A 23,490-nucleotide genomic window follows, 5' to 3' on the forward strand; every position below is an offset into this window, starting at 1 on the left:
TGGGCGGGACCGAGGCCCCGCCCAAGCACGGCTGATTACATCCAGCCCTTTTCCTTGTAGTAGCGCACGGCACCGGGGTGCAGCGGCGCAGAGAGATTGTTGGTGATCATCTTGGACGGCTCCAGGTTGGAGAAAGCCGGGTGCAGCCGCTTGAAACGATCGAAGTTGTCGAAGACCGCCTTGACGATCTGATAGACGGTTTCCTCGTCGGTGTTCGTCGAAGTGACGAAGGTCGCGCCGACGCCGAAGGTCTGGGTGTCGCTATCCGTGCCGGTGTACATGCCGCCGGGAATGGTCGCCGTGGCATAGTAGGCGTTCTCGTTCACCAGCTTGTCGATGGCGGGGCCGGTCACCGGCACCAGCACCGACTCGCAGGAGGTCGTGGCTTCCTTGATCGAGCCGCTGGGATGGCCGACGGTGAAGATCATGGCGTCGATCTTGTTGTCGCAAAGCGCCTGCGCCTGCTCGGCGGACTTCAACTCGGAGGCCAGCTTGAAGTCGTCCATGGACCAGCCCATTTCCTCCATCACCACTTCCATGGTGCCACGCTGGCCGGAGCCGGGATTGCCGATATTGACGCGCTTGCCCTTCAGGTCGTCGAAGGTCTTGATGCCGGAGTCCTTGCGGGCCACCACTGTGAAGGGCTCGGGATGCACCGAGAAGACCGCGCGCAGTTCCTTGAAGGCGCCGTCCGGGAACTTGTCCGGCGTATCACCGTTGTAGGCGTGATACTGCCAGTCCGACTGGGCCACGCCCATGTCGAGATCGCCGGCGCGGATGCCGTTGATGTTGGCCACGGAGCCGCCGGTGGTGTGGGTACACTTGATGTTGTGGTCCTTGGTGCCGCGATTGACCAGCTTGCAGATGGAGCCGCCGACCACGTAGTAGACGCCGGTCTGCCCGCCGGTGCCGATGGTGACGAAGGTTTCGTCCGCTTGGGCCGTCCCCGCGGCGCCCGCCAGAAGGGCCGCCACCGACAGGCCGGCGACAGTAGCTTTCAAAGGCATGAATTTCATGGGTTGTTCACTCCCAGTTTTATCACTGTAAATTGAAATGTTACGGCAGCCGCCGTTATGACGGCCGGTCGCTCTCCTCCAGAAGACGACAGCTAGTCCGGCCCAGGAAATACCGCCGACGGCCTGGCGCAAAACAGCCGTCACGGACGCCCAAACGTGGGGGTCCGTCATGCCATTCCGGCCTGGCGTGCAAAGCATAGCTAGTCAGAACGCGATTCCCTGTGCCTTTGGCTCGGTGTTTAGACCACCGTTATTTTGGTTATTGAAGACTTACCCTTAGCGGATTGTCCACCCCGTTCTGGTCCGATAGCGCAATCAAAAGGGCTGGCTGCGCGGCGGCGGCGCTCTGTCGCAGCCGCGGCGCTAGAACTGTCGCCTGTTGTGATCTATGTTCCGCGCAGATGCGTCGCCGTGGTCAAAACTTTAGATTTCCGCGCCTCGCCGCCAGTTTCCTGGCGGTGGTGGGACTGCTTGGCCACGGCTTGGCGATGCTGCTTGTCGGTCAGCTGGCGCAAAGCCCCTCAAGTTCTGTTGCGGCGCAACAAGCCTACCCTGCCTTCGTCGAGATCTGCACTGCCGACGGCTTGCGCAGGTTGGCCCGCGCCGACCTGCCCGGCGAAGAAGACGAGACTCCGGCGGCCCCGCGCCACGGCAAGATCGACGCCTGCCCGGTCTGCACCGCCTTCGCCCAGAACGGCCCGGCGGACCTGCCGGTCGCCGTGGCGCCGACGTGCCGCAGCCTGCGCGCCGCCGCCCCGCGCCCGCCGCATCAGGTGGCCGCCGTGGCTCCGGAGCGGCTGCGGGCGCTGTCGCGCGGACCGCCCGCGACGGCCTGAGCGGATCCCGCCGCTCCCCTCGCACCGTGACAACACCGCCGGCGACCGACGCCCCGCCTCACCCGACGGCCGGGCGCGGCGCCGCGACAGAACGATAAGGAAAACTTCGAATGCAGCGTTTTCTCTCTGCCGCCTTCGGCGCGGCTCTTCTCCTCGCTGGCAGCCTCTTCGCCGCGCCCCCCGTGGCGGCGCAGGAGGTCAAGTTCGCCACTTTTACCATCGAGCATCCCTGGGCGCGGGCCTCCGCCGGCCCGGCGCGCAACAGCGCCGCCTTCATGACCATCCACAACAGCGGCGCGGCCGACCGCCTGGTCGCAGCCGCCGGCGACGTCGCCGCGCGGGTCGAGTTGCACACCCATCTGATGGAGGGTGATGTGATGAAGATGCGCCAGGTCGAGGCCGTCGACGTCCCCGCCGGCGGCATGGCAGCCCTGCAGCCCGGTGGCTTCCACGTCATGCTGATCGGCCTCAAGGAACCCCTGAAGGAAGGCGACAGCTTCCCCCTCACCCTGACCTTCGAGAAGGCCGGCGAGGTGACCCTGGAGGTCGCCGTCGAAGCGATCGGCAGCATGGGCCCGCAGGGCATGCAGGGCGGCATGGGCCAAGGGTCGATGAACCACGGCGAGATGCCGAAATCGAACTAGGGCGCCGACAGTCGACCTCGTGCTTCGAGACGCAAGCTATCGCTTGCTCCTCAGCATGAGGTCGACCGGATATTTCAGGAGCCTCACCCTGAGGAGGGCCGCAGGCCCGTCTCGACGGGCGGGGCGATTGACGTGGGTGTCGCTACAACACTCCGCCCCCTCAGTCGGCGCCCATCAGGCGGCGCCCATCAGTCGGCGCGCGGTGGCGGCATCGGCCAGAGGACGGCCGAAGGCCGCCGCCGCCGCCGCGCTGGCGGCCACCAGCTGCGCGTTGTCATGCGCCTGCTCGCCGCTCGGCAGGAAGAGATTATTCTCGAAACCGACCCTGGCATGGCCGCCCAGCGTCGCCGCCGCGGTCACGCAGGCGGTCTCCTTCGGCCCGAAGGCGCAGATCGCCCAGGGCAGCTTGGCCGCCTCCGGCCAGGCCTCGATCTCGCTCAGAAAGGGCAGCAGGTCATTCGGCACCGAGCGCTGGCCCGCCGTGTAGCGCCCCAGCACGAACAGCAGGAAGGCCGGGCCCGGCGGAATGACGCCGTCGGCCTGCAGCTTGGCGAAGCGTTCGACGTCCTCGGCCGCGTAGAGGATGTACTGCGGCAGGATGCCCGCGCCGACCAGCCAGGCGAGGAACTCGCGCGCCTCCTCCTCGCCGCCCACCGGCACGAGTTCGCGGATCGCCAGGCTGACCGCTTCCGGCTGCAGCTCGCGCACCATGGCCATCTGCTGCTCAGCGGTGAAGATGCCCACCGCCTCGCTGGTCACCTGGATGACCATCCCGTCGCCCACCGCCTCGCGCACCGCCGCCGTGGCCTCGCGGTAGGCGCCGACGTCCAGGCTGTGCTTCTGCTCGGCGTCGCGCACGTGCAGATGGATCATCGAGGCACCGGCGGCCTGCGCCGCCGCCGCGGTGGCGGCGATCTCGGCGGGCGAGATCGGTACCGCCGGGTGGTCGGCCTGGGTCTTGCGCGCGCCGTTGGGCGCCACGGCCAGGATCAGCGGCGGCCAGTCGACGGAAAGGCTGTCGTTCACGCCGCCGCCCCCACTTCGGCCAGCACGCTGTCGACCGCGCGGCCCAGCTTGTCGACGATCTCGTCGAGGTGCGGCTGCTGCACGATGAAGGAGGGCGCCAGCAGGATGTGATCGCCGCGCCGGCCGTCGACACTGCCGCCGTTGGGATAGCAGACCATGCCTTCGGCCATCGCCTGCTTCTTGATCAGCGCGTTGACCTTGAGGGCCGGATCGAAGGGCTCCTTGGTCGCGCGGTCGGCGACCAGCTCCAGCCCAATGAAAAGGCCACGCCCGCGGATGTCGCCGACATGGTGGTGGTTGCCGAAGCGCGCCTCCAGCGCCTCGCGCAGGGCCGCGCCCTGGCGCTTCACGTTGTCCAGCAGCTTCTCGGACTCGATGGTGTGCTGCACGGCCAGGGCCGCGGCGCAGGCCGTGGCGTGGCCGATGTAGGTGAAGCCGTGCTCGAAGGCGCCGGAGCCCTGGGCGATAGTGTCGTAAATCCGCCCCGAGCAGAGTGTCGCGCCGATCGGCTGGTAGCCGCCGCCCAGGCCCTTGGCGCAGGTCAGGATGTCGGGGGAGATGCCATCCTGCTCGCAGGCGTAGAGGCTGCCGGTGCGGCCCATGCCGCACATCACCTCGTCGAGGATCAGCAGCACGCCGTAATTGTCGCAGATCTCGCGGATGCGTTTGAAGTAGCCGGTGACCGAGGGTACCGCGCCCAGGGTGGCGCCGACCACGGGCTCGGCGATGAAGGCGGCGACCTTCTCCGGCCCGACCCGCAGGATCTCAGCTTCCAGGCTGTCGGCGACGCGGCGGCCGTAGGCCTCCTCGCTCTCGTCGTGCGCCTGCTCGCGGTAGGCGTAGCAGGGATCGATGTGGCTGGCCGGGCTGAGCAGCGGCTGATAGGGCGCGCGCCGCGCCGCGTTGCCGCCGACCGAGAGGGCGCCCAGCGTGTTGCCGTGGTAGCTCTGGCGGCGGGCGATGAAGTGGTAGCGGTCCGGCTCCCCGTTCTCCAAATGGAACTGGCGGGCGAGTTTCAACGCGGTCTCGTTGGCCTCCGAGCCGCCGGAGACGAAATAGACCCGGGCCAGGTCGCCGGGCGCGCGCTTGATCAGGTATTCGGCCAGGGCCTCCGAGGCCTCGGTGGTGAAGAAGGCGCTGTGAGCGTAGGCGATCTTGTCGACCTGATCCTTGATCGCCTGGATCACCGCCGGATGGCCGTGGCCCAGGCAGGACACCGCCGCGCCGCCCGAGGCGTCGATATAGCGCTTGCCCTCGCTGTCGAAGAGATAGGGGCCCTCGCCGCCGACGGCGACGGGATAGCTGGCCTTGCTGTGGCGCGGAAAGACGTAGCTCACGGTTGCTGCTCTCAATGCCTGAGGAAGAGGTGTCTGGCGACTGGACCGGCAGTTTAGGACGATATCGAACGAACTGTCACGGTGGCCGGCCGTGCAGATCGTGAAGGCCACCCCTGCACCGCGCGCGGATCACCTCACCGCTTCGTGTCTGGCGCCGCCGCCGGCAGCCACCCGTCTTCGCATTGTCCTCGCCCCGGCGGGCCAGTAGGATGCGCCGGGCCGCCGGTACCACGGCGGGCCGAGCAACGGGGAACTGGCAAGGGGGCTGGTAGTTCAATGAACCTGAAAGAGCACATCCGCGGCATTCCGGATTTTCCGAGCCCCGGCATCCTGTTCTACGACATCTCGCCGCTGCTGGCGCACGCCCAGGCCTGGCAGGCCACCGTGGACCGCCTGGCCGAGATCGTCCACGAGCACGAGCCCGACGTGCTGGCCGGGATCGAATCCCGCGGCTTCCTGGTCGCCGCCCCGCTGGCCCTGAAGCTCAGCAAGGGCTTCGTCATGGTGCGCAAGAAGGGCAAGCTGCCCGGCGCCACCCTGCCCTACACCTATGACCTGGAATACGGCAGCGACACCATCGAGATCCAGGCCGATGCCGTGCAGCCGGGCCAGAAGGTCTTCCTGCTGGACGACCTGCTGGCCACCGGCGGCACCATGAACGCCGCCGCCCAGCTGCTGCGCTCCGCCGGGGCGGAGGTGACCGGCGCCGCCTGCATCATCGAGCTGACCTTCCTCAAGGGCCGCGACAACCTCGACATCCCGATTTCCACGCTGCTGGCCTACGACAGCTAGGGCGCGGCTGCCCTGGGCCCGGGTTCTTGGGACCGCCAGAACATCTCAACCGGGGCGTTCTCTTTAGGATGAGTTAACTCTACTAGTCTATCAGTGCTTGCTTGCGCGTCTTGGCGGGCGAGCACGCCTTCCGCCACCGCCGGCAACACCGGCAGGTTGTGGTGCTTCGCCCGTCAGGTGTCCGGCCCCCACCGGGGGGCGAGAGTTTTGGATTCGCCGGGGTAATGGCAGAAGCGACCACCACCTTTTCCTTCGCCGCGGTCATGCTGGTTGCGGCCATGGCGCCGGCGATGCTGGCGGTCATGGCGCTGTCCACCGCCCGTCAGGTGGAGGAGCGCCCGGCCCTGATGTGGTGGGCGGCCAGCCTGGGCTGCGAGGCCCTGCGCCTCAGCGCCCTCAGCATCGCCACGACCTTCGACCCCGCCTGCTTCCAGGCCGTACACGAAGGCGGCCAGGCCATCATCGCCCTGCTGCTGCTGGGCGGCACGCTGCGCTTCCTCGGCTACAACGACCACCTGCGCGCCCTGCTGGCCGCCGTCGCGGCGATCGCCGCGGGCACGGCCAGCTGCCTCATCAACCCGACGGTGCCGCTGATCATCATCGTGGCGCTGAACCTCTGCGCCGCCGGCGGCGTCGGGGCCGCGGGCATTCTGTTCTGGCGCCACTACCGCCAGCAGCGCCGCTCGGTCTGCATCCTCTGCGCCGGTACGCTGCTGATTTTCGGGACCTATCTGATCTCGCAGCTGGGCCGCGAGCTCTTCGACCCGAGCATGCGGGCCTTAGATCCCAACGGCGACTGGCGGGTGGTGCTGCACACCGGGCTGGTGCTGTCCTGCATGATCTGCATGATCTTCGCGGCGCTGAACGCCGCCCAGGAAGCCAAGGCCAGCGCGGAAAAAAAGGCGGAAGGCCAGGCCCGCCTGATGAACGCCATCGTCGAGAACATCCCGGTCGGCGTCTGCCTTTTCGACAAGGACCTGAAGCTGGTCGCCTCCAACAGCGAGTTCTCGAAGCTGCTCGGCATTCCACGCGACCTGCTGGAGAGCGGCGCCACCTTCCAGGACTTGGTGCGCTACAACGCCGCGCGCGGCGAGTACGGCCCCGGCCTGACCGAACAAGAGGTCGAGCGCCGCACAGATATCCTGATGACCAGCCTTCAGGCGCGCATGGAGCGCATCCGTCCCGACGGCACGGTGCTGGAAAACCGGAACCGCGAGCTGCCCAACGGCGGCTACGTCATGGTCTACACCGACATCACGGAGACCAAACGGATCGAGGCGGCCCTGCGGCAGAGCGAGCAACGCTACGCCCTGGCTCTGAGCGGCGCCAACGAGGGCATCTGGGAGTGGGGCGACAACGTCGACGGCGTCTACGTGTCGCGGCGTCTGCGCGAAATCGTCGGCATCAAGGGCAGCGATCCGGTGATTCCCGTCGACGCCTGGCTGGGCCGCATCCATCCTGAAGACCTGGAGGAGATGCAGGAGCGCATGCGCGAGCACCTGCGCGGCCACATCGAATACTACGACCATGAATACCGCATGCGTGGCGACGACGGGGTCTACCGCTGGGTGCACTCCCGCGGACTGGGCGTGCGCGACGAAAGCGGTCGCGTCTACCGCATGGCAGGCTCGCTGAGCGACGTCACGGAGCGTAAGCTGGCCGAGCACGAGCTGCTGCGCGCCAAGGAATCCGCCGAGATGGCCAACCGCACCAAGGGCGAGTTCCTGGCCACCATGAGCCACGAACTGCGCACGCCGCTGAACGCGATCATCGGCTTCTCGGAGCTGATCATCCAGGAGGTCTTCGGCGCCATCGGCCACGACAACTACCGCGACTACATCAAGAACATCCACGAGAGCGGCAACCACCTGCTCACCATCATCAACGACATTCTGGATGTCTCCAAGGCCGAGGCCGGCATGATCGACCTCTACGAGGAAGACGTGGACCTGCGCGAGGTCATCGCTTCGGGGCTGCGCCTCATCGGACCGCGGGCGCGCGAGAGCAACATCGCGCTGACCACCGACTACGACGAGCCGCTGTCCTTGGTCACCGCCGACGCGCGGCGCCTGAAGCAGATCCTCATCAACCTCTTGTCCAACGCGGTGAAGTTCACCCACTCGGGCGGCCGCATCACCGTGCGCGCCTGGGCCACCCCCGGCCTGGGCGCCGGATTCCAGGTCGCCGACACCGGCATCGGCATCGCCGAGGACGACCTGGAGCGCATGCTCGAACCCTTCACCCAGGTCGAGTCCGGCCTCAGCCGCAAGCACGAGGGCACCGGCCTGGGCCTGCCGCTGAGCCGCGCCCTCATCGAGGTGCACGGCGGCGAATTGAAGCTGGAAAGCACGCTCGGCGAGGGCACCACCATCACCGTGGCCCTGCCGCAGGCGCGCGTTACCGAGAAGTCCGTCGACGCCGCCTGAGGCGCCTCCCCCTCCCTACAGATCCTGGCGTTCTTCCGCCGCGCAGAAGGCTTCAGCGAAGGCCAGCAGATCCTCGTCGGCGCCGGACGGCGCGATCAGCGAGAGGGCCAGCGGGCAGCCCTCGACCCGCGCCAGCGGCATCGAGATCTGCGGCAGGCGGGCGAGACCGGCCACGGCGGTAAGGCTCAGCACGGCGCTGCGGTGGGCCTTCAGGTCTTCCGCGGTGCTCTCGCAGAGCGGCGCGATGCCCGGCGCCACCGGCAGGCAGAGCAGGGTGTCCTCCCCCAGCGTCTCCGTCAGCCGCGCGGCGAAGACCTCGCGCGCCTCGCGCGCCGGGGCGGCCACCGCCTCGGTGATCGACGCCGCCCAGTCGAAACGCTCCTGCGTTTCCGGCCCGAAGGCTGGCCGCACTTCCTCGATCCAGGCGCCGTGCGAGTCGATGGCTTCGCGCGCCTGGATGTGACGGAAACAGAGCATCCAGGTTTCCGGGTCGTTGTCGATCACCTCGACCTTTTCGGCGGGCGTCAGACGCTGCTCCAGGCGCTCGACCAGCGGCGCCAGGGCGGCGGCGGCCGCCGGGCTCGCCAGGGCGAAGGCGTCCTCGGCGACCAGCAGGCGGCGCCAGCGTCCCGCCTCACCTTCCCTCGTGCCGCCAAGCAGCACCCGGCCCACGCGGCGCAGCAGGCCGGCCTCGCGTGCGAACCAGCCGACGGTGTCGAAGCTGGGCGACAGCGGCATGACGCCTTCGAGCGAAACGCGCCCATGGGTCGGCCGCAGGCCGAAGATGCCGCAGTAGCTGGCGGGGACGCGCACCGAGCCGCCGGTGTCGCTGCCCAGCGCAAAGTCGACCAGGCCGCCGGCCACCGCGGCGGCGGAGCCGGAGGAGGAGCCGCCGGGGATGCGGCCGGGCGCGTTCACGTTGGTCGGCGTGCCGTAGTGGAAGTTCTGGCCGTTGAGGCTGTAAGCCAGCGCATCGGTGATGGTCTTGCCGGCCAGCTCCGCCCCGGCGTCCAGCAACGCCTGCACCGCCGCGGCATGGGCCGTCGCGGGTGCGTGCGTGCGCGCCCAGTCCGGGTTGCCGCAGCCGGTGACGTAGCCGGCGACGTCGAAGATATCCTTGGCGGCGAAGCGCAGTCCGCTCAGCGGGCCGCCTTCCCGGCCCGGGATCTGCGGCTGCGGCGCCGGCACGAAGGCGCCCAGCGCGTCCCACGCCGGCCGCCCGGCATCCAGGGCGGCAAAAGGATCGGCCGCACCCTCGTCACGGACTGCGTCGTGCTGATCGGTCATCGTTTTTCCCCACCGCCGGCGCGTCTCCGCACCGGCCATAAGCAGCCCCCACAGGGACTAGGTCGCCGTCTCGTCGAACTCCGGCTCCTGGCTTTCGGGCTTCGAATGCTTGCGCCGGATGATGATGTCGCCGTTGTCGAGTACTTCGGGCAATTCGTACTGCGGAATGCTCTCCACCAGCAAGCGCAAGGCCCGCATCATCTGCTCCAGGCCCTCGCGCGCCAACTCTTCGGGAGAGTCCTGCGGCGACTCGCCCGACTGCAAATCGTCCGCCAGAACCGCCGGCGGCGCCAGCATCAGCGTCGCGCCCAGCAGGACCGCCGGCATCCGCGCTTTCCGTAAGCTTCGCATCTTGTCGCTCCTCACTGTCCCCGACGGGGCTATCCCGAAGATGGGGACGCACTGGCCCTGAACCAAGCTAACACACCATTATGACCGCGAAAGTGGCCGCATTGCGGCAAGCCTCGGCGCCCCGGCCGCCGCCTCTCGACAGCGGAGCGGCGGCATGCGAGGAATCCGCTTCCCTTTCGAGTCCCCCTCCTTCCTTCGATCCGCGAGGCACCCGCTATCCATGAGTGACGACATCGCCCTGATGACCGCGAGCCAGCTGGTGAAACTCTACCGCGCCGGAGAGCTGTCGCCGGTGGAAGCGGCGCGGGCGGCCCTGGCGCGCATCGAGCGCTACAACGGCAAGCTCAACGCCTTCAACCTGGTGGCGGCGGAAAGCGCCTTGGCCGCCGCCGCGGAATCGGAGGAGCGCTGGCGTCTGGGCGCGCCGCGCGGCCCATTGGACGGCGTGCCGACCTCCATCAAGGACGTGCTGCTGACCAAGGGCTGGCCGATGCTGCGCGGCTCCAAGGCGATCGACCCCGACCAGCCCTGGGAGGAGGACGCGCCCTCGGTGGCGCGCCTGCGCGAGCACGGCGTGGTGATGCTCGGCAAGACGACCACGCCGGAGTTCGGCTGGAAGGGCATCACCGACTCGCCGCTCACCGGCATCACCCGCAATCCCTGGAACCCCGCCACCACGCCCGGCGGCTCCAGCGGCGGCGCCTCGGCGGCGCTGGCCGCGGGCATGGGCGCCCTGGCGCTGGGCAGCGACGCCGGCGGCTCGGTGCGCATCCCCGCGGGCTTCACCGGGGTCTTCGCGATCAAGGCCACATTCGGGCGGGTGCCGGCCTGGCCGCTCAGCCCCTTCGGCACTCTGGCCAACATCGGCCCCATGACCCGCAGCGTCACCGACGCGGCCCTGCTGCTGAACGTGATGAGCGAGCCGGACCCGCGCGACCCCTACGGCCTGCCTTACCACGGCACCGACTACACCAACGGCCTGGAGGACGGGATCGAGGGCCTGAAGATCGCCTACAGCCCGACCCTGGGCGGCCAGAAGGTGGATCCGGAGATCGCCGCCCTGGTCGCCAGGGCCGTGCAGGTCCTGGCCGACCTCGGCGCCGAGGTCACCGAGGCCGAGCCGGACTTCACGGGGGCCGACGAGGTCTTCCGCATCCACTGGTACGCCGGCGCCGCCAACCTGCTGCAACGCTTCGACGCCGCGGCCATCGCCGGCATGGACCCGGGCCTGCAGGAAGTCGCCGAGGAGGGCCGCGGCTACAGCCTGCTGCACTACATGGGGGCGGTAGCGCGGCGCGAGGCCCTGACGGCGGCGGCCAACCGCTTCCACCAGGACTACGATCTGCTGGTGACGCCCAGCCTGCCGATCCCCGCCTTCGAGGCCGGCGAGGAAGTGCCGCCGGGCAGCGGCATGACGCGCTGGCCGGAGTGGACGCCCTTCACCTATCCCTTCAACCTCACCACGCAGCCGGCCGCCAGTGTTCCCTGCGGCCTCACCGGCGCGGGCCTGCCCGCCGGCCTGCAGATCGTCGGGCCGCGCTTTGCCGACGCGCTGGTGCTGCGCGCGGCGCGCGCCTACGAGCAGGCCGCGCCCTGGTCCTTCCCGGACCTGGAACAGACGTTGAAGGATTGAGGCCGGGACCGGAGGGTCCCGGGTATCAGTAGGAGAGGATGAGGGTATCGCCGCGCACCTGGTAGCTCTCCAGGCGCTTCAGGAAGGACATGCCGAGCAGCGAGATGCCGGAGGACTGCTCGCCGACCGAGGCGGGCAGGTCGTAGAGCTCCAGCTGGCCGATGCGCAGGGAGCGCAGGGTTACCGGCGCGGCGCGCACTTCCCCGGCCGCAGTGCCGTAGCGCTCCGAAAAGGTTAGGCGCTGCGGCGGCCAACCAAGCCGCACCGCGTCCTCCGGGGTCAGATAGATGGAACTGGCCCCGGTGTCGACCATGAAGCGCAGGGGCTCGCCGTTCACCGTGGCATCGACCATGAAGTGACCGTGCGCGCCGGCGCGCAGCACCAACTCCGAGTAGGCGCCCGCCGTGCCGCCGCCGCTGCCCGGAGTCACGTCCTCGACGGCGACGACCCGCGCGCCGCCGGGCTGTTCCTCCTCGACGACGAACATCACCACCAGGCCGGTGACGACCACCGCCACCGCCAGCCGCAGGCTGTGGGTCAGCAGGCCGCTGGACGCGCCACCGTCTTCGTGCAAGCTGCTCATGATCCTGATCCCTGATCGCTCGCCGGGCTGCCCCGGCCTGGTCATGGTGGCGCCAAGCCCTTAACGCTTTTCTTAGCTTCTTGGTTAACGCGGGCCGGAAGGCCGGCAGGGGCTTGAACCGTTGCAAGAGCGGCGGAAAATCGCCAACCTCTGGCCTGACTTCGCGGGAAGAGCACGGAACTTCATGGGCAAAGAGGGGCAAACCCAGCGGCGCGGCGCCGTGGCCTGCGGCCATCCGGCGACGGCGGCGGCGGCCGACGAGATCCTGGCCGAGGGCGGCAATGCCTTCGATGCGGTGCTGGCCGCCTTCTGCGCCGCCTGCGCCGCCGAGCCGGTGCTGGCCTCCCTGGGCGGCGGCGGCTTCCTGCTGGCCCAGCCGGCGGGCCGGGAGCCGCTGCTCTACGACTTCTTCGTGCAGACTCCCAAGCAGCGTCCGGACCCCGGCGCGCTGGACTTCTATCCGATCCTCGCCGACTTCGGCACGGCGACCCAGGAATTCCACATCGGCGTCGGCGCCGTGGCGGTGCCCGGGGCGGTGGGGGGCCTTTTCGCCATCCACGACGACCTGGCCAGCCTGCCGATGGCGCGCATCATCGAGCCGGCAACGCGCCTGGCGCGCGAGGGCGTCGAACTGCGCTCCATCGACGGCTACCTCTTCGACGTCGTCTCGCACATCCTGAAAGCCACGCCGGAAGCCCGCAGCCTGTTCCTTAACGACGACGGCCGGCTGCTCGCCCCTGGCGAGCGCCTCCGCCAGCCGCTGCTGGCCGACAGCCTGGAGGCCCTGGCCGCCGAGGGCGCGCGCCTGTTCTACGAAGGCGACTTCGCCCAGCGCCTGGTGCGGCTGTGCCGGGAGTCGGGCGGCCTGCTGGGCGAGGCCGATCTGGCTGAGTACCAGGTGCAGCGCCGCAAACCCTTCGTCTGCGACTACCGCGGCCACCGGGTGATGACCAACCCGCCACCGTCTTGCGGCGGCATCCTCATCGCCTTCGCCCTGGCGCTGCTGGCCGAGACGGCGCCGGCGCAGGGCGGCCCCGGCACGGTCGAGGACCTGCGATTGCTGGCCCGGGTCATGGATCTCACCAACAAGGCCCGCATCGAGGCGCGCCTGGCCGAAGGCGCCGATCTCGCCGCCGAGCGGCTGTTCGATCCCGCCCTGCTGCAACGTTACCAGGAAGAGGTCAGCGGCCACGCCGGGTTCAGCCGTGGCACCACCCACATCAGCGTCGTCGACGGCGACGGCAATCTCGCCGCCATGAGCCTTTCCAACGGCGAGGGCTGCGGCACCCTGCTGCCCGGCTGTGGCATCATGATGAACAACATGCTGGGCGAGGAGGACTTGAACCACGGCGGCTTCCATCGCTGGCCGGAGGACAGCCGCCTCTCCTCCATGATGGCGCCCAGCCTGGCGACCAGCGCCGAGGGCGCGCTCTTCGCCATAGGCTCCGGCGGCTCCAACCGGATCCGCACCGCCGTGCTGCAGGTGCTGCGCAATCTGCTGGACCACCGCATGGAGATGGCCGCGGCGACCGAGGCGCCACGCCTGCATGTGGAGGGGGAGATCGCCAACCTGGAAGGCGGTCTGTCGGAAGCGGCGGCGGCGGCCCTGGAGCAGCAGGGCTACCGGACCATCGCCTGGCCCCGGCACAACCTCTTCTTCGGCGGCGTGCACGGCGTCGCGCTCAGCGCGCAAGGCGTGCTTTCCGCCGCCGGCGACCCGCGCCGGGGCGGCGCCGCCCTGGTCAGGTCAGCAAAGGACGCTTAAGCGCAGCAGCCAGCGTCCAGCCTTGTGGGCCGGACGCCGGAAAACGCTGCGCGACGACTAAGCCGCTTCGGAGTCGCTGCGGTTGCGCACGATGTAGGCCCGCGCGCAGTGCTCGTCGCAGTAGGGCTTGCCGGGAACCGCCGGCTCCCCGCAGAAATGAAAATCCTGGTCGCCGGGATCGCCGATCGGCCAGAGGCAGCTCGGCCCCTTGCCGTTGGACCGCGCTACCGGACGGGAAGGACGTGGCGCCGGGGCCGGTGCCGCCGTGCGCTCCTGCACCTGCTTGGGCGCTGCAGGCGCCTGGGTCGTCGGCTTCGGCATGGCCGCCACCGCGCTCCGGCGCACCTGAGGCGTCGCGCCGCGCTTGATGGGCGACGGACGGGCCTTCAACTTCATTCTGTGGGCTTTGCCGACAACGGAATTCTTGGAAACCCCCAGCAGGCGGCCGATTTCCGACGCGCTCCGCCCTGCTTCCCAGAGCCGCATGAGTTCTGCAACGCGTTCTTCTGTCCAAGTCATGCGATTGCCTCTATGCTAATGGCTATATCTTGCGGCATATACTATATATCGTCGGTAAGACGACGATGCACACAATATAGCGGCGCAGCATGACTGTCTAGGCTGAAATCTGTGGAAAACTGCGGTTTTCTGTGGGTTGCGGCGCTGTTGCCTTGTTCCCCAACTGCTTACTGCAACCGCTAACAAGGGCAGGCGCCGAGCCCCTGCCCGGTCCCGGATTCAGTCGAATTCGAGCGCCTGCCAGCGCTCGCCGGCGCCTTTGTTGTTATAGCCTTCGAACTTCACCACCCAGCCCAGTCCGGGGGCGTACCAGGTGCGCTGCTCGGCCCGCCAGTCCTTGCCCAGCAGTTCGGAGCGGCGCAGCAGCACGTAAGTGTCGAAGGTGCCGGCCGGCACGGTGACTCGCTCGCCCCCCAGCACCTCGATGCGGTCGCGCCAAGCCTCTCCCGCCCAGCGCCGGGTGAAGTTCACCGCCTTACCCTTCTGCAGGGGGAAGAGCTGGCCCAGGACGCCGCCGTCGGGCGGGATGCCGGCGGCCACGCAATCCATGCAGATGTGCGCGAAGCTGGCAAAGCTGCGGCCTTCCCAGATCCAGGAGACGATCAGGCCGTTGGTGCGCCCGACGACCCCCTCGACCCGCTTGCCGTTGTCCATGTTCTCCCAGACCATGCGGGTACCCTCCGGCAGGGCCTTGAAAGCCGCCGGCGGAAGCTCGAGACTTTGGGCCAGCGCGGCGCGCGGCCCGGCACCGGCGAAGGCCGCCAGGACCAGCATCAAAAGGCCGCAGAGGGCCGGGAAACGTACTGAGCGCAAGAAAACTCCCCGAAGCAGGCACCGCCACCGGAACGGGCGGTCGCGGCGGCTGGAGACTAGCCCATCGCGGGCGGAGGATGAAAGCCTCGCAAAGGGCGTATCGATTCAAGGCCGACCTACGTAGATATTGGCAGATGAGCCATAGACAGACGATCGAGGCCCTACCCTTGCTGCGCAGAGCGGTCCTGCTTTGCAGCCTGATCCTGGCCGCCGCCGGCGCCCCGTCGCGGCCGGCGGCCGCCCAGGACGCCCCCCTGAACACTGCGGGCGCCCGCCCCCTGCTGGCGCGCCGCGGCTTTGCCGCCCCCCCCGGCGGGGTCGGGACCCCGGCCGGCCTCGGCCGCGACGCGGCGGTGGTCGCCCTGCTGTCCGGGGCCGGCGAACGCGCGGTGACGCCGCCGCCGGCCTGGGTGGCGGACTGGACCCCGCCGCGCGTGAAACAGATGAGCGAGACCCAGCGCCTGGCCCTGCGCGCCACGCTGCGCGATGAGGCCGCCGAGCTGAAGACCTGGTGGCTGCGCGAGATGCTGGAAACGCCGACGCCGATCACCGAGGTGATGACGCTGTTCTGGCACAGTCACTTCACCTCCAGCCTGGAGAAGGTGAAGGCCCCCGCGCTGCTCTACCGCCAGAACGTGCTGCTGCGCCGCCACGCGCTCGGCAACTTCGCCGAGCTGCTGCGCGCCGTCGCCCGCGACCCGGCAATGCTGATCTACCTGGACAACGCGCGCAGCCGCCGACAGGCGCCCAACGAGAACTTCGCCCGCGAGCTGATGGAGCTCTTCACCCTGGGCGAGGGCCACTACACGGAAGCCGACCTGAAGGAGGCCGCGCGCGCCTTCACCGGCTGGAGCCTGGATCCCGACAGCGGAGAGTTCACCTTCCGCCCGCGCTGGCACGACGGCGGCGAGAAGCGGATCCTCGGCCGCCGGGGCGCCTTCGACGGCGACGACGTCGTCGGCCTGCTGCTGGCGCGCCCCGAAACGGCGGAGCTGATCGTCACCAAGCTGTGGCGCGCCTTCATTTCGGAAACGCCGGACCCGGCCGAGGTGAGGCGCCTGGCGGCGGTCTTCCGCGACGCCGGCTACGAGATCAAGCCGCTGCTGGCCGCGCTTTTCACCAGCGAAGCCTTCTGGGCGGAGGAGAACCGCGGCCGCCTCGTGAAATCGCCGGTGGACTTCGTGGTCGGGAGCCTGCGCCTCTTCGACCTGCCAGTGCGCGAGGACCGCGACCTGGCCTGGATGGTCCGCCGCCTGGGCCAGGATCTCTTCGATCCCCCCGACGTGAAGGGCTGGCCCGGCGGCACCCACTGGATCACCGGCGCCACCCTGCTGGACCGCCAGGCCCTCATCGCGCGGGTGACCGGCGCCGCAGAAAACGCCGCCATGACGAAGACCGGGGCGGGGCAGAACCGCCGCGCCGCCTTCTTCGACCGCTGGGCGGCGCAGTTGCCGGAGGATTGGCAAGACGCCCGGGCGGTGACCCTGCTGGTGCTGGCGGTGCCCCCGGTGGACGTGCAAGTCCTGGACCGCCGCGCCAGCGGCGCGCTGGTCCGCAGCCTGCTGGCCGACCCGGCCTACCACGTAAAATGAGGCGGCCATGAGCTTCGAGATCACCCGCCGCCGCCTACTGACCGCCGCCGGCGCGGTTCCGCTTGCCGCCGGCCTGCCGGCAGGCCTGGCGCGCGCCGGTGAAGCGCCGCGGGTGCTGGTGCTGGTTGAGCTGAACGGCGGCAATGACGGCCTGAACAGCGTGGTGCCCTATGCCGACCCCGCCTACGCGGCGGCGCGGCCGACGCTGGCCGTGGCGCGCGACCGGGTGCTGCAGCTCGACGCGCGCCTGGGCCTGCACCCGGCGCTGGCACCGCTGATGCCCCTGTGGCAGGCGCGCGAGATGACCCTGGCCCTGGGCGTCGGCTATGAACGGCCCAACCGCTCCCACTTCCGCTCCATCGAGATCTGGAACAGCGCCTCCAGCGCCGGGGAGACCCTGCGGGAGGGCTGGCTGCACCGGGTGGTGACGGAGACCGGCGGCGGCACGGACTTCCTTCCCCGGGGCATCGTCCTCGGCGGGCCGGAGGGCCCGCTGTCCGGGCCGGCCATGACCACCGTGGTGCTGCGCGACCCGCGCCAGCTCAGCCGGGCCGCCGCGTTGCTGAAGGGTCGCGATGCGCCGCTGGCCAATCCCGCCCTCGCCCACATCCTGGCCGAGCGCGCCCGCATGCAGGGCGCCGCCCGGGACATCGCCCGCCGGCTGAAGGACGCCCCGCCGCTCACCACCGAATTTCCCAGGACCGCGCTGGGCCGCCAGCTGCAGCAGGCAGCATCGCTCATCGCCGCCGGAGCCCCCGCTTCGGTGATCAAGGTCCAGCACAGCGGCTATGACACCCACGCCCGGCAGGCCGAAGCCCATGCGGCCTTGCTGGGCGAGCTGGCCGCGGGCCTCGCCGCCTTCCGCGCGGCCATGATCGAGGCCGGCGCCTGGCGGCGCACCCTGGTGATGACCTACGCGGAATTCGGACGCCGGGTGGCCGAGAACGCCAGCGGCGGCAGCGACCACGGGACCGCCGCACCGCATTTCCTGCTCGGCGGCCGCCTCCAAGGCGGCTTCCTGGGGGAGCAGCCGCCCCTCGGCAACCTGGAGGGCGGCGACCTGAAGCCCAGTCTGGATTTCCGCCGGCTCTATGCCGCCGTGGCCGGGGATTGGCTCGGCCTGCCGCCGGCCCCGGCCAGCCTGGGGCGCCACGCCCCCCTGCCGCTGATCGCCTGACGGGGCGGAAATCCCGGGAAACCTTGCCGCCGGCCTTGGCCCTGGCTTTGGGGGCCCGCATCTGATAGGAAACCGCCGCTGCCGGCGCGCGGGCGCCGGCCCTTTCAGCCAGCCAGGAAACCAGGGATATGACCGAACCGCGCTTTGCTTCTTCGCCTCTCGGGATCGCCGTCGGCGTCGCCGCCATGGTGTTCATCGTCGGCCTGTCGAACTATGCGGTGCAGTTCCCCATCAACGACTGGCTGACCTGGGGGGCGCTCACCTATCCCGTCGCCTTCCTGGTGACCGACCTGACCAACCGCAGCCTGGGACCCAAGGCCGCCCGCCAGGTGATCTACGCGGGCTTCGCCCTGGCCGTGGTGCTGTCGGTCTGGCTCGCCACGCCGCGCATCGCCATCGCCTCGGGCGGCGCCTTCCTGGTCGCCCAGCTGCTGGATGTCGCGGTGTTCAACCGCCTGCGCGCGGGCGTGTGGTGGCGCGCGCCGGTCGTTTCCTCCACGCTGGGCTCGATCGTCGACACGGCGCTGTTCTTCTCCATCGCCTTCGCCGGCACCGGCCTGCCCTGGGTTACCTGGGCGTTGGGTGATTTCGGCGCCAAGATGGCGATGGCCGGCTGCCTGCTGATCCCCTTCCGCCTGCTGATGCCTGCGCTGCGCCCGCACTTCGCCCCCGGCGACCTGCCGAACGCGTCCAGCTAGACTTCGGACAACCGGGCACCAGGCCGGCAAGGCCCGGTCAGCACGCCCGGTTCTCCGGGTTTTCGCAGGGGTGAATCTCGAAGGGCTGGAAAGCGCTGTCGCGATAGGCGTCGAAGGTGCGCTTGTCGAGGCAGTGCACCTTGGCGAGGATCACGAGATCGCCGTTCACCTCCCGCTCGACCACCTGGCTGAAGAAGGCCACCTCGCAGTCGTAGTCACGCGCCATCTGGGCGGTCAGTTCGCTCTGCCAGCCCTCCTCCTGCGCCTGCACCGGCTGCGCGGCGAACGGCAGCGCCAGGCACAAGGCCAAGCCTGCGAGCAAGGAAATCAATCTTTCTGCCATGGCCGCGGTTCCTCCTTCTCAAAGGCCGGCGATCCAAGGAAAGGTAGGACAGCATCCACCGCCGCCGCCTGCCGGGCATTGACCTGCCTCAAGCGCCCCCCGCGCAGGTTTTTGGGGAAGCGGCGCGTCAGGCGGCGCGCAGACGCGGGCGCAGGCGCTTGGCGCCGCGGTAGCTCAAAGCCCCGGCGATGGCGATGGCGATGGCCGCCAAGGGCTGGGCCAGCGGCATCAGCCAATTCTCCTGCGCCAGCATGACCACAGCCAGATAGGCCCAGCCGACGAGGAAGACGGGCAGCGCCGGGATCACCAGCACGCCGGGAACCCGCAGCACGGCGAAGGCCGCGGCCATGGCGAGCAGGCCGCTGACCAGGGCGGCGGCGTAAAGCGGCAGCGTCTTGACCGCATCGCGCTGCAGGAGATTGCGCACCGCCAACGCGGTCACGACCACCTCCGGCGTGGTGGCGCCGTCGTCGACCCCGAGCAGGCTCTGCATCACCGGCAGGCGGCAGCGCGCGGCGGCACGGTCGGCGTTGTGCACGTCGAGAAAGCGGGCCGCCGTCACCTTGCGGACGCGCGGCGCGTCGCTGCGCCCGAAGAGCACCACACGGTTGTCGAAGTGCTTGCGGAAGAAGGTCTCCTCGCCCTCCTCGGCACAGGCATAGAGATCGCCCAGGGAGAACATCGGGATGCCGCCGTCGCCACCCTGGAAGTTCAGCAGCATGGCGTTGTCGTCCGAGCCCGGCACCGCATAGCGCCCCAGCATCAGGGCATCGCCGTTCAGCAGATGCGGCCGCTCGCCGACGACGCGGGCCGCCAGTTCCAGCGCCAGGGAGGGGTTGAGGCTGACGGTGCCGGTGCTGTCGCGGCTGCTCTCATACAGGGCCGCGCGGCGCAGCACGCCGTCGCCGTCGGCACGCAGCGCGATGCGGCGCAGATTACGGTCGCCGCCCACGGCCTCGACATAGTCGGGCAGCGGGCCGAGCCGCTCGGGGGCGGGGGCGCGGCGGCCGAGCACGATGCGCCCCTCCTTGCCGGCGCGCGCCAGCACGGCCAGGTAGTCGGCGTCATAGCCTTCCTGCAGGCCCTCGCCGGAGGTGGCGAAGCTCTCGTGCTGGGCGACGACCAGGGCGCCGCCCGTGAGGACACGGTCCATCACGGCGGCGATCTGCGGCGTCCAGAGTTCCTGGGGCAGGCGATCGAAGGGCGGGCGCAGCGCCGTCTCGCGGTCCAGCGCCACCACCACCACGGGCGAGCCGCCCGGCGGGCTGGGATGGGCGCTCTGGCCGTAGATCTCCTGGCGCGCGCGCAGCAGCAGGTCGTAGGCGCCGCCCTCCAGGCCGCGCAGCGGCGGCTGGACGGCCAGATAAGCCGCCAGGCAAGCAATCACCAGTGCCGCAAGCCCGTCAATCCAACGCATTGCCTGTAGGCCCCCCCTTGGGACCGCCCCCGCCGCCAGTCGCGAAACATAATTCTGAATTAAAACAGGCCACTGGGAGAAAACAAATCTGGGGTGAATCTCTAAATGCCCCAGAGAAGCTTACCGGAGTGTTAAGCCGCGGGTCCCGGGCGCAGGAAACCGCGACACAGCAAGGACTTGGTGGCCCCGGGAGGCGCCCGGGGGACGAATCGGCGCAACCGGGAATAAAGCCGCCAGGTGCGGGTCTATCGAGGAAAAGCTTTCGCCTTTCCGGGACCATGTCTTTGCGGGCGTGCCCTTCCCTCACAGCCCGTAATGGCGGCCGGTGCGGCTCTCTCCCCTAGCGCCGGCCGCCTCCCCGCCCCGGAACAGCCCGTTTTTCGTAACCGGAGAATTGACCAATGACCAAATCGCTTCTTCTTTCCTCCTTCGCCGCCGCCACCGTGGCCTTCACGCTCGCCGCCTGCGACGAGCAGCAGGCCACCGACAGCAGCACTTCCGTACCGATGCAGCAGCAGGGCGCCATGCCCAGCGGGGAAAGCGCCGCCACGCCGGCGATGCCGGAGGCCGGCGAGCCCCAGGCCATGGAGCCCCAGGCCATGGAGCCCATGCCGACGGAGCCCGAGACGGTGACACCGGAGGGCGAAGAGCCGGCTACCAGCCAGTAACCGCCAAAGCGCCCGAGGGGGCGTGGCGAAGCTGCAAAGCGCGGGAAACACCGGCCTGATGCAGGCCCAGTTGGGCCGGTGCTGCGCCCATCGGAACCGCCGTCAAAAGCAACAAAGAGATTTGCCATGATTGCGGCAGCGACCGACATAATTCGCCACAAATCGGCCCCCTTAAGGTTCCACGACAGTCTCCGGCGGCCTGCCTACCTTCCGATCCTGCGGGACGGCGCGATGCCGGCCGCAGGAACCAAGAAGGTTGCAACAACGGAGGCGAAAAGCGTGGCAAAAGCGGACGAGACGGTTCTGGAACATATTCCCGCCCTGCGCCGCTATGCGCGCTCCCTGACCGGCGACGCCGTGGAAGCGGACGATCTGGTGCAGGAGAGCTTGAGCCGGGCCCTGGCCCGGCGGCAAAAACAGGGCGCGAAGGCGAACGAGATCCGCAATCTGCGGGCCTATCTCTTCACCATCCTGCACAACGCCCACGTCGACCGCCTGGGCGAGCGGCGCCGCTGGACCTACAGCATTCCCGCCGAGGTGTTGGAGAACCGCCTCGCGCAGCCGGCGCCGCAGTACGGGCAGCTGGAGCTGAACGACCTGGCGGCGGCCTTGCAGCGTCTGCCCGAGGAGCAGCGCCAGGCGGTCCTGCTGGTCGGCTATGAGGGCATGGCCTACAAGGACGCCGCACAGGTGCTGGAAGTGCCCATCGGCACGGTGATGTCGCGTCTGTCGCGCGGCCGCGAGGCGCTGCGCCGCATGATGGCGGGCGCGCCGCTGGCGAATCTGCGGCCGGTCGCCGGCCGGGGCACGAGGCAGGGCGCGGAAACGAAGGCGGCGGCCGCCCGGCAAGGAAACCTACGGAAGGCGAGATGACGCCCACATGGCACGATAACGACAACGGCATCCCCGAGGAGGAGCTGCAGGCCTACGTCGACGGCGAGCTCGACGGCCGCCGGCGCGCGGCCATCGAGGCCTATCTGGCCACCAACAGCGCGGAGGCCGCGCGCGTCGCCGCCTATCGCGCGCAGAACATCGGGCTGCACGCCCTCTTCGACCCGGCGCGGCACAGCGACGACAGCGCCGCGCCGCCGCGGATCACAGAACTTGCCCAGCAGCTCGATGCGGAGCTGCGCGGAAACGCGAAGCATCCCCGGCGCAGCGGCTTCTTGCGTGGCCATCGCGCCATCGCCGCTTCGCTCGCGCTGCTGCTCACCGCCGGCACCGCGGGCGGACTGGCCCTCTTGCAGAGCGGCTGGAACCACGATCCCCTGGTCGCCTTCACCCGCCAGGCCGTGAGCGACACGCCCCTGCAGCTCGCCAGTTCCGCGCCGCAGTCCGGCGCCGAGATCCAGACCAGCGCCGCCGAGGACGGGACGCGCCAGGTCGTCACCTGGCTGGCCGCCCAGCCGGGCAAGGCGCCGACCCGCCTGCCGGACCTCGAAGCCCTCGGCTTCGAACTGGTGGCCGAGCGCGTCATCACCACCAGCAGCGGCCAGCCGGCCGCGCAGCTGCTCTATCAGAACGACGAGGGCCAGCGCGTCACGCTCTACATGCGCGCCGGCGGCAAGGCGGGCAAGACCAGCTTCACCTTCACCCGTGAGGGTGAGGCCGCGCAGTTCTTCTGGCAGGACAGCCACATGGCCTACAGCCTGGTCGGCAAGATGGCGCAGGACCAGCTGCTGCGCATCGCCGAGGCGGTGAGCCGCAGCCTGCAGCAAAGCACCGAGGAGCCCGCCGCGCCGGGGACCGCGCCAATGGCGCCTCTGGAGCCGGCGGTGCAGTCCGACAGCGACAAGCCCGTCGCGCCCCTGCCCATCCCCCCATCGAACGACGGCACCCTGGCGCCGGAATCGCCCCTGCCCCTGCCCGAGCGCAGTGCGGAGACGCCCAAGGAAACCTGAGGCGACTTTGAGTCGGCGCAGCCCGACTCAATCTAAGAATTGGTTCTTCACCCCACCGTAAATCCGAGCGTGCCAATTGGACTGCCGTCCAGTCCTTCTAGCGCGTTTTGACAGCGGCGAAGACCTCGCGCGGACTTGCCGCAAGGTCGCGCTCAATCACGAAGGTCGCGTGCATCGCTGAACAGTCACTCATCGTCTTCTCGTCAGGCCTGCGGAGATTCGCCGTTGGGGGCGACACCGAAGATCGAGAAGAGATAGTCCGGCGTGTTGCCGAAGTAGACATCGACCTCGACGATGCGCCCGCCCTCGGCGCGCATGTACTCACAACCGCGGTACTGGGCGCCGGAATACAGCGTGCTGAGGTAGCGCACCACAACCGCTTCGCCGTCGACAAAAAGATCCTGAAAGTCGACGCTTTTGATTTTCTCGTGGCCGGGCCAGCAGCGCTCCAGGTAACGCGCCTTCCCGATCGGCGGCTCGTCGAGCGGGCTGCGGAACCGGAAGTCTTCAGCCAGAAGCTCTTCGATCACTGCGCGATCTCCCGATTCGTAGGCTGAGAAATAGCGGCGGACGAGTGCGGCAATGCCGTTTGCCTGCTCCATTTTGCCTCCTCAAACTGCTTTCATTTTGCAACTGGTTGCAGGTTAGGCAGACTGCTTCGATAAT

The 23,490-nt window shown here is 69.3% G+C and carries 23 protein-coding genes; 12 read left to right on the top strand and 11 right to left on the bottom strand.

Annotated elements, in window-relative coordinates; genetic code table 11:
- Positions 1 to 35 precede the first annotated feature (35 nt).
- Positions 36 to 1,016 (bottom strand): TAXI family TRAP transporter solute-binding subunit, encoded by a 981-nt coding sequence (locus H7X47_RS18415; protein ID WP_227010600.1) that lies wholly within the window; start codon positions 1,014 to 1,016, stop codon positions 36 to 38.
- A 401-nt stretch (positions 1,017 to 1,417) separates the two neighbouring features.
- On the opposite strand from H7X47_RS18415, the gene H7X47_RS18420 reads away from it, so the two are divergent.
- The gene (locus H7X47_RS18420) at positions 1,418 to 1,852 is read left to right on the top strand and encodes a DUF2946 family protein (protein ID WP_193370205.1); all 435 of its coding nucleotides are present in this window, start codon (positions 1,418 to 1,420) and stop codon (positions 1,850 to 1,852) included.
- Positions 1,853 to 1,962: 110 nt separating this feature from the next.
- Positions 1,963 to 2,496, top strand: a complete 534-nt coding sequence (locus H7X47_RS18425; protein ID WP_193370206.1) for a copper chaperone PCu(A)C — start codon at positions 1,963 to 1,965, stop codon at positions 2,494 to 2,496.
- A 174-nt stretch (positions 2,497 to 2,670) separates the two neighbouring features.
- Here H7X47_RS18425 and H7X47_RS18430 read toward each other — a convergent pair whose 3' ends face one another.
- Both H7X47_RS18430 and H7X47_RS18435 read right to left on the bottom strand, forming a co-directional pair.
- Entirely contained in the window at positions 2,671 to 3,522 is an 852-nt protein-coding gene (locus H7X47_RS18430; protein WP_193370207.1) for a beta-keto acid cleavage family enzyme, read from the bottom strand.
- A complete protein-coding gene (locus H7X47_RS18435) occupies positions 3,519 to 4,859 on the bottom strand; it encodes an aspartate aminotransferase family protein (protein ID WP_193370208.1) in 1,341 nt (446 codons plus the stop codon). Before H7X47_RS18435 ends, H7X47_RS18430 begins: the two co-directional genes overlap by 4 nt.
- 276 nt (positions 4,860 to 5,135) lie before the next feature.
- Here H7X47_RS18435 and H7X47_RS18440 point away from each other — a divergent pair, with 276 nt between their 5' ends.
- Both H7X47_RS18440 and H7X47_RS18445 read left to right on the top strand, forming a co-directional pair.
- Complete coding sequence (locus H7X47_RS18440; RefSeq protein ID WP_193370209.1) at positions 5,136 to 5,651, top strand: adenine phosphoribosyltransferase; 516 nt, start codon at positions 5,136 to 5,138, stop codon at positions 5,649 to 5,651.
- A 224-nt stretch (positions 5,652 to 5,875) separates the two neighbouring features.
- Positions 5,876 to 8,077, top strand: a complete 2,202-nt coding sequence (locus H7X47_RS18445) for a PAS-domain containing protein (RefSeq protein ID WP_193370210.1) — start codon at positions 5,876 to 5,878, stop codon at positions 8,075 to 8,077.
- Positions 8,078 to 8,092: 15 nt separating this feature from the next.
- Here H7X47_RS18445 and H7X47_RS18450 read toward each other — a convergent pair whose 3' ends face one another.
- Positions 8,093 to 9,364 carry an amidase gene (locus tag H7X47_RS18450; protein ID WP_193370211.1) on the bottom strand — a complete coding sequence of 424 codons (1,272 nt, stop codon included), beginning with the start codon at positions 9,362 to 9,364 and terminating at the stop codon, positions 8,093 to 8,095.
- Between the two features lie 57 nt (positions 9,365 to 9,421).
- On the bottom strand, positions 9,422 to 9,715 hold the full coding sequence (locus H7X47_RS18455; protein WP_193370212.1) for a hypothetical protein: 294 nt from the start codon (positions 9,713 to 9,715) through the stop codon (positions 9,422 to 9,424).
- Between the two features lie 220 nt (positions 9,716 to 9,935).
- Between H7X47_RS18455 and H7X47_RS18460 the strand changes: the two genes are divergently transcribed.
- On the top strand, positions 9,936 to 11,348 hold the full coding sequence (locus tag H7X47_RS18460) for an amidase (RefSeq protein ID WP_193370213.1): 1,413 nt from the start codon (positions 9,936 to 9,938) through the stop codon (positions 11,346 to 11,348).
- Between the two features lie 25 nt (positions 11,349 to 11,373).
- On the opposite strand, the gene H7X47_RS18465 is transcribed toward H7X47_RS18460, so the two are convergent.
- Positions 11,374 to 11,931, bottom strand: coding sequence for a retropepsin-like aspartic protease family protein (locus H7X47_RS18465; RefSeq protein ID WP_193370214.1), 558 nt, complete (start codon positions 11,929 to 11,931; stop codon positions 11,374 to 11,376).
- 184 nt (positions 11,932 to 12,115) lie between these two features.
- Between H7X47_RS18465 and H7X47_RS18470 the strand changes: the two genes are divergently transcribed.
- Positions 12,116 to 13,696, top strand: coding sequence for a gamma-glutamyltransferase family protein (locus H7X47_RS18470; RefSeq protein ID WP_193370215.1), 1,581 nt, complete (start codon positions 12,116 to 12,118; stop codon positions 13,694 to 13,696).
- A 57-nt stretch (positions 13,697 to 13,753) separates the two neighbouring features.
- Here the strand turns inward: H7X47_RS18470 and H7X47_RS18475 are convergent, their stop codons facing one another.
- Complete coding sequence (locus H7X47_RS18475; RefSeq protein ID WP_193370216.1) at positions 13,754 to 14,215, bottom strand: GcrA family cell cycle regulator; 462 nt, start codon at positions 14,213 to 14,215, stop codon at positions 13,754 to 13,756.
- 219 nt (positions 14,216 to 14,434) lie between these two features.
- Positions 14,435 to 15,028: a TapB family protein gene (locus tag H7X47_RS18480; RefSeq protein ID WP_193370217.1), complete on the bottom strand. Its 594-nt coding sequence runs from the start codon at positions 15,026 to 15,028 to the stop codon at positions 14,435 to 14,437.
- A 134-nt stretch (positions 15,029 to 15,162) separates the two neighbouring features.
- On the opposite strand from H7X47_RS18480, the gene H7X47_RS18485 reads away from it, so the two are divergent.
- The 3 genes from H7X47_RS18485 to H7X47_RS18495 all read left to right on the top strand — a co-directional run bounded on the left by H7X47_RS18485 (position 15,163) and on the right by H7X47_RS18495 (position 18,495).
- Positions 15,163 to 16,620 carry a DUF1800 domain-containing protein gene (locus tag H7X47_RS18485; RefSeq protein ID WP_227010601.1) on the top strand — a complete coding sequence of 486 codons (1,458 nt, stop codon included), beginning with the start codon at positions 15,163 to 15,165 and terminating at the stop codon, positions 16,618 to 16,620.
- A gap of 7 nt (positions 16,621 to 16,627) precedes the next feature.
- Positions 16,628 to 17,797 carry a DUF1501 domain-containing protein gene (locus tag H7X47_RS18490; protein ID WP_227010602.1) on the top strand — a complete coding sequence of 390 codons (1,170 nt, stop codon included), beginning with the start codon at positions 16,628 to 16,630 and terminating at the stop codon, positions 17,795 to 17,797.
- A gap of 128 nt (positions 17,798 to 17,925) precedes the next feature.
- Positions 17,926 to 18,495 carry a queuosine precursor transporter gene (locus tag H7X47_RS18495; RefSeq protein ID WP_193370218.1) on the top strand — a complete coding sequence of 190 codons (570 nt, stop codon included), beginning with the start codon at positions 17,926 to 17,928 and terminating at the stop codon, positions 18,493 to 18,495.
- Positions 18,496 to 18,532: 37 nt separating this feature from the next.
- Here the strand turns inward: H7X47_RS18495 and H7X47_RS18500 are convergent, their stop codons facing one another.
- Together H7X47_RS18500 and H7X47_RS18505 are read right to left on the bottom strand one after the other, a co-directional pair.
- Positions 18,533 to 18,838, bottom strand: a complete 306-nt coding sequence (locus H7X47_RS18500; protein WP_193370219.1) for a hypothetical protein — start codon at positions 18,836 to 18,838, stop codon at positions 18,533 to 18,535.
- Between the two features lie 127 nt (positions 18,839 to 18,965).
- A complete protein-coding gene (locus tag H7X47_RS18505) occupies positions 18,966 to 20,255 on the bottom strand; it encodes a CHASE2 domain-containing protein (RefSeq protein ID WP_193370220.1) in 1,290 nt (429 codons plus the stop codon).
- 401 nt (positions 20,256 to 20,656) lie between these two features.
- Between H7X47_RS18505 and H7X47_RS18510 the strand changes: the two genes are divergently transcribed.
- The 3 genes from H7X47_RS18510 (at position 20,657) to H7X47_RS18520 (ending at position 22,824) form a co-directional block, all read left to right on the top strand.
- Positions 20,657 to 20,923, top strand: a complete 267-nt coding sequence (locus H7X47_RS18510; protein WP_193370221.1) for a hypothetical protein — start codon at positions 20,657 to 20,659, stop codon at positions 20,921 to 20,923.
- A 279-nt stretch (positions 20,924 to 21,202) separates the two neighbouring features.
- On the top strand, positions 21,203 to 21,796 hold the full coding sequence (locus tag H7X47_RS18515) for a sigma-70 family RNA polymerase sigma factor (RefSeq protein WP_319633632.1): 594 nt from the start codon (positions 21,203 to 21,205) through the stop codon (positions 21,794 to 21,796).
- On the top strand, positions 21,793 to 22,824 hold the full coding sequence (locus H7X47_RS18520) for an anti-sigma factor family protein (RefSeq protein ID WP_193370223.1): 1,032 nt from the start codon (positions 21,793 to 21,795) through the stop codon (positions 22,822 to 22,824). Before H7X47_RS18515 ends, H7X47_RS18520 begins: the two co-directional genes overlap by 4 nt.
- Before the next feature lie 203 nt (positions 22,825 to 23,027).
- On the opposite strand, the gene H7X47_RS18525 is transcribed toward H7X47_RS18520, so the two are convergent.
- Complete coding sequence (locus tag H7X47_RS18525) at positions 23,028 to 23,426, bottom strand: nuclear transport factor 2 family protein (protein ID WP_193370224.1); 399 nt, start codon at positions 23,424 to 23,426, stop codon at positions 23,028 to 23,030.
- Positions 23,427 to 23,490 lie beyond the last annotated feature (64 nt).

It is taken from the genome of Pelagibius marinus (assembly GCF_014925385.1).
In the GTDB taxonomy this organism is placed as follows: domain Bacteria; phylum Pseudomonadota; class Alphaproteobacteria; order Kiloniellales; family Kiloniellaceae; genus Pelagibius; species Pelagibius marinus.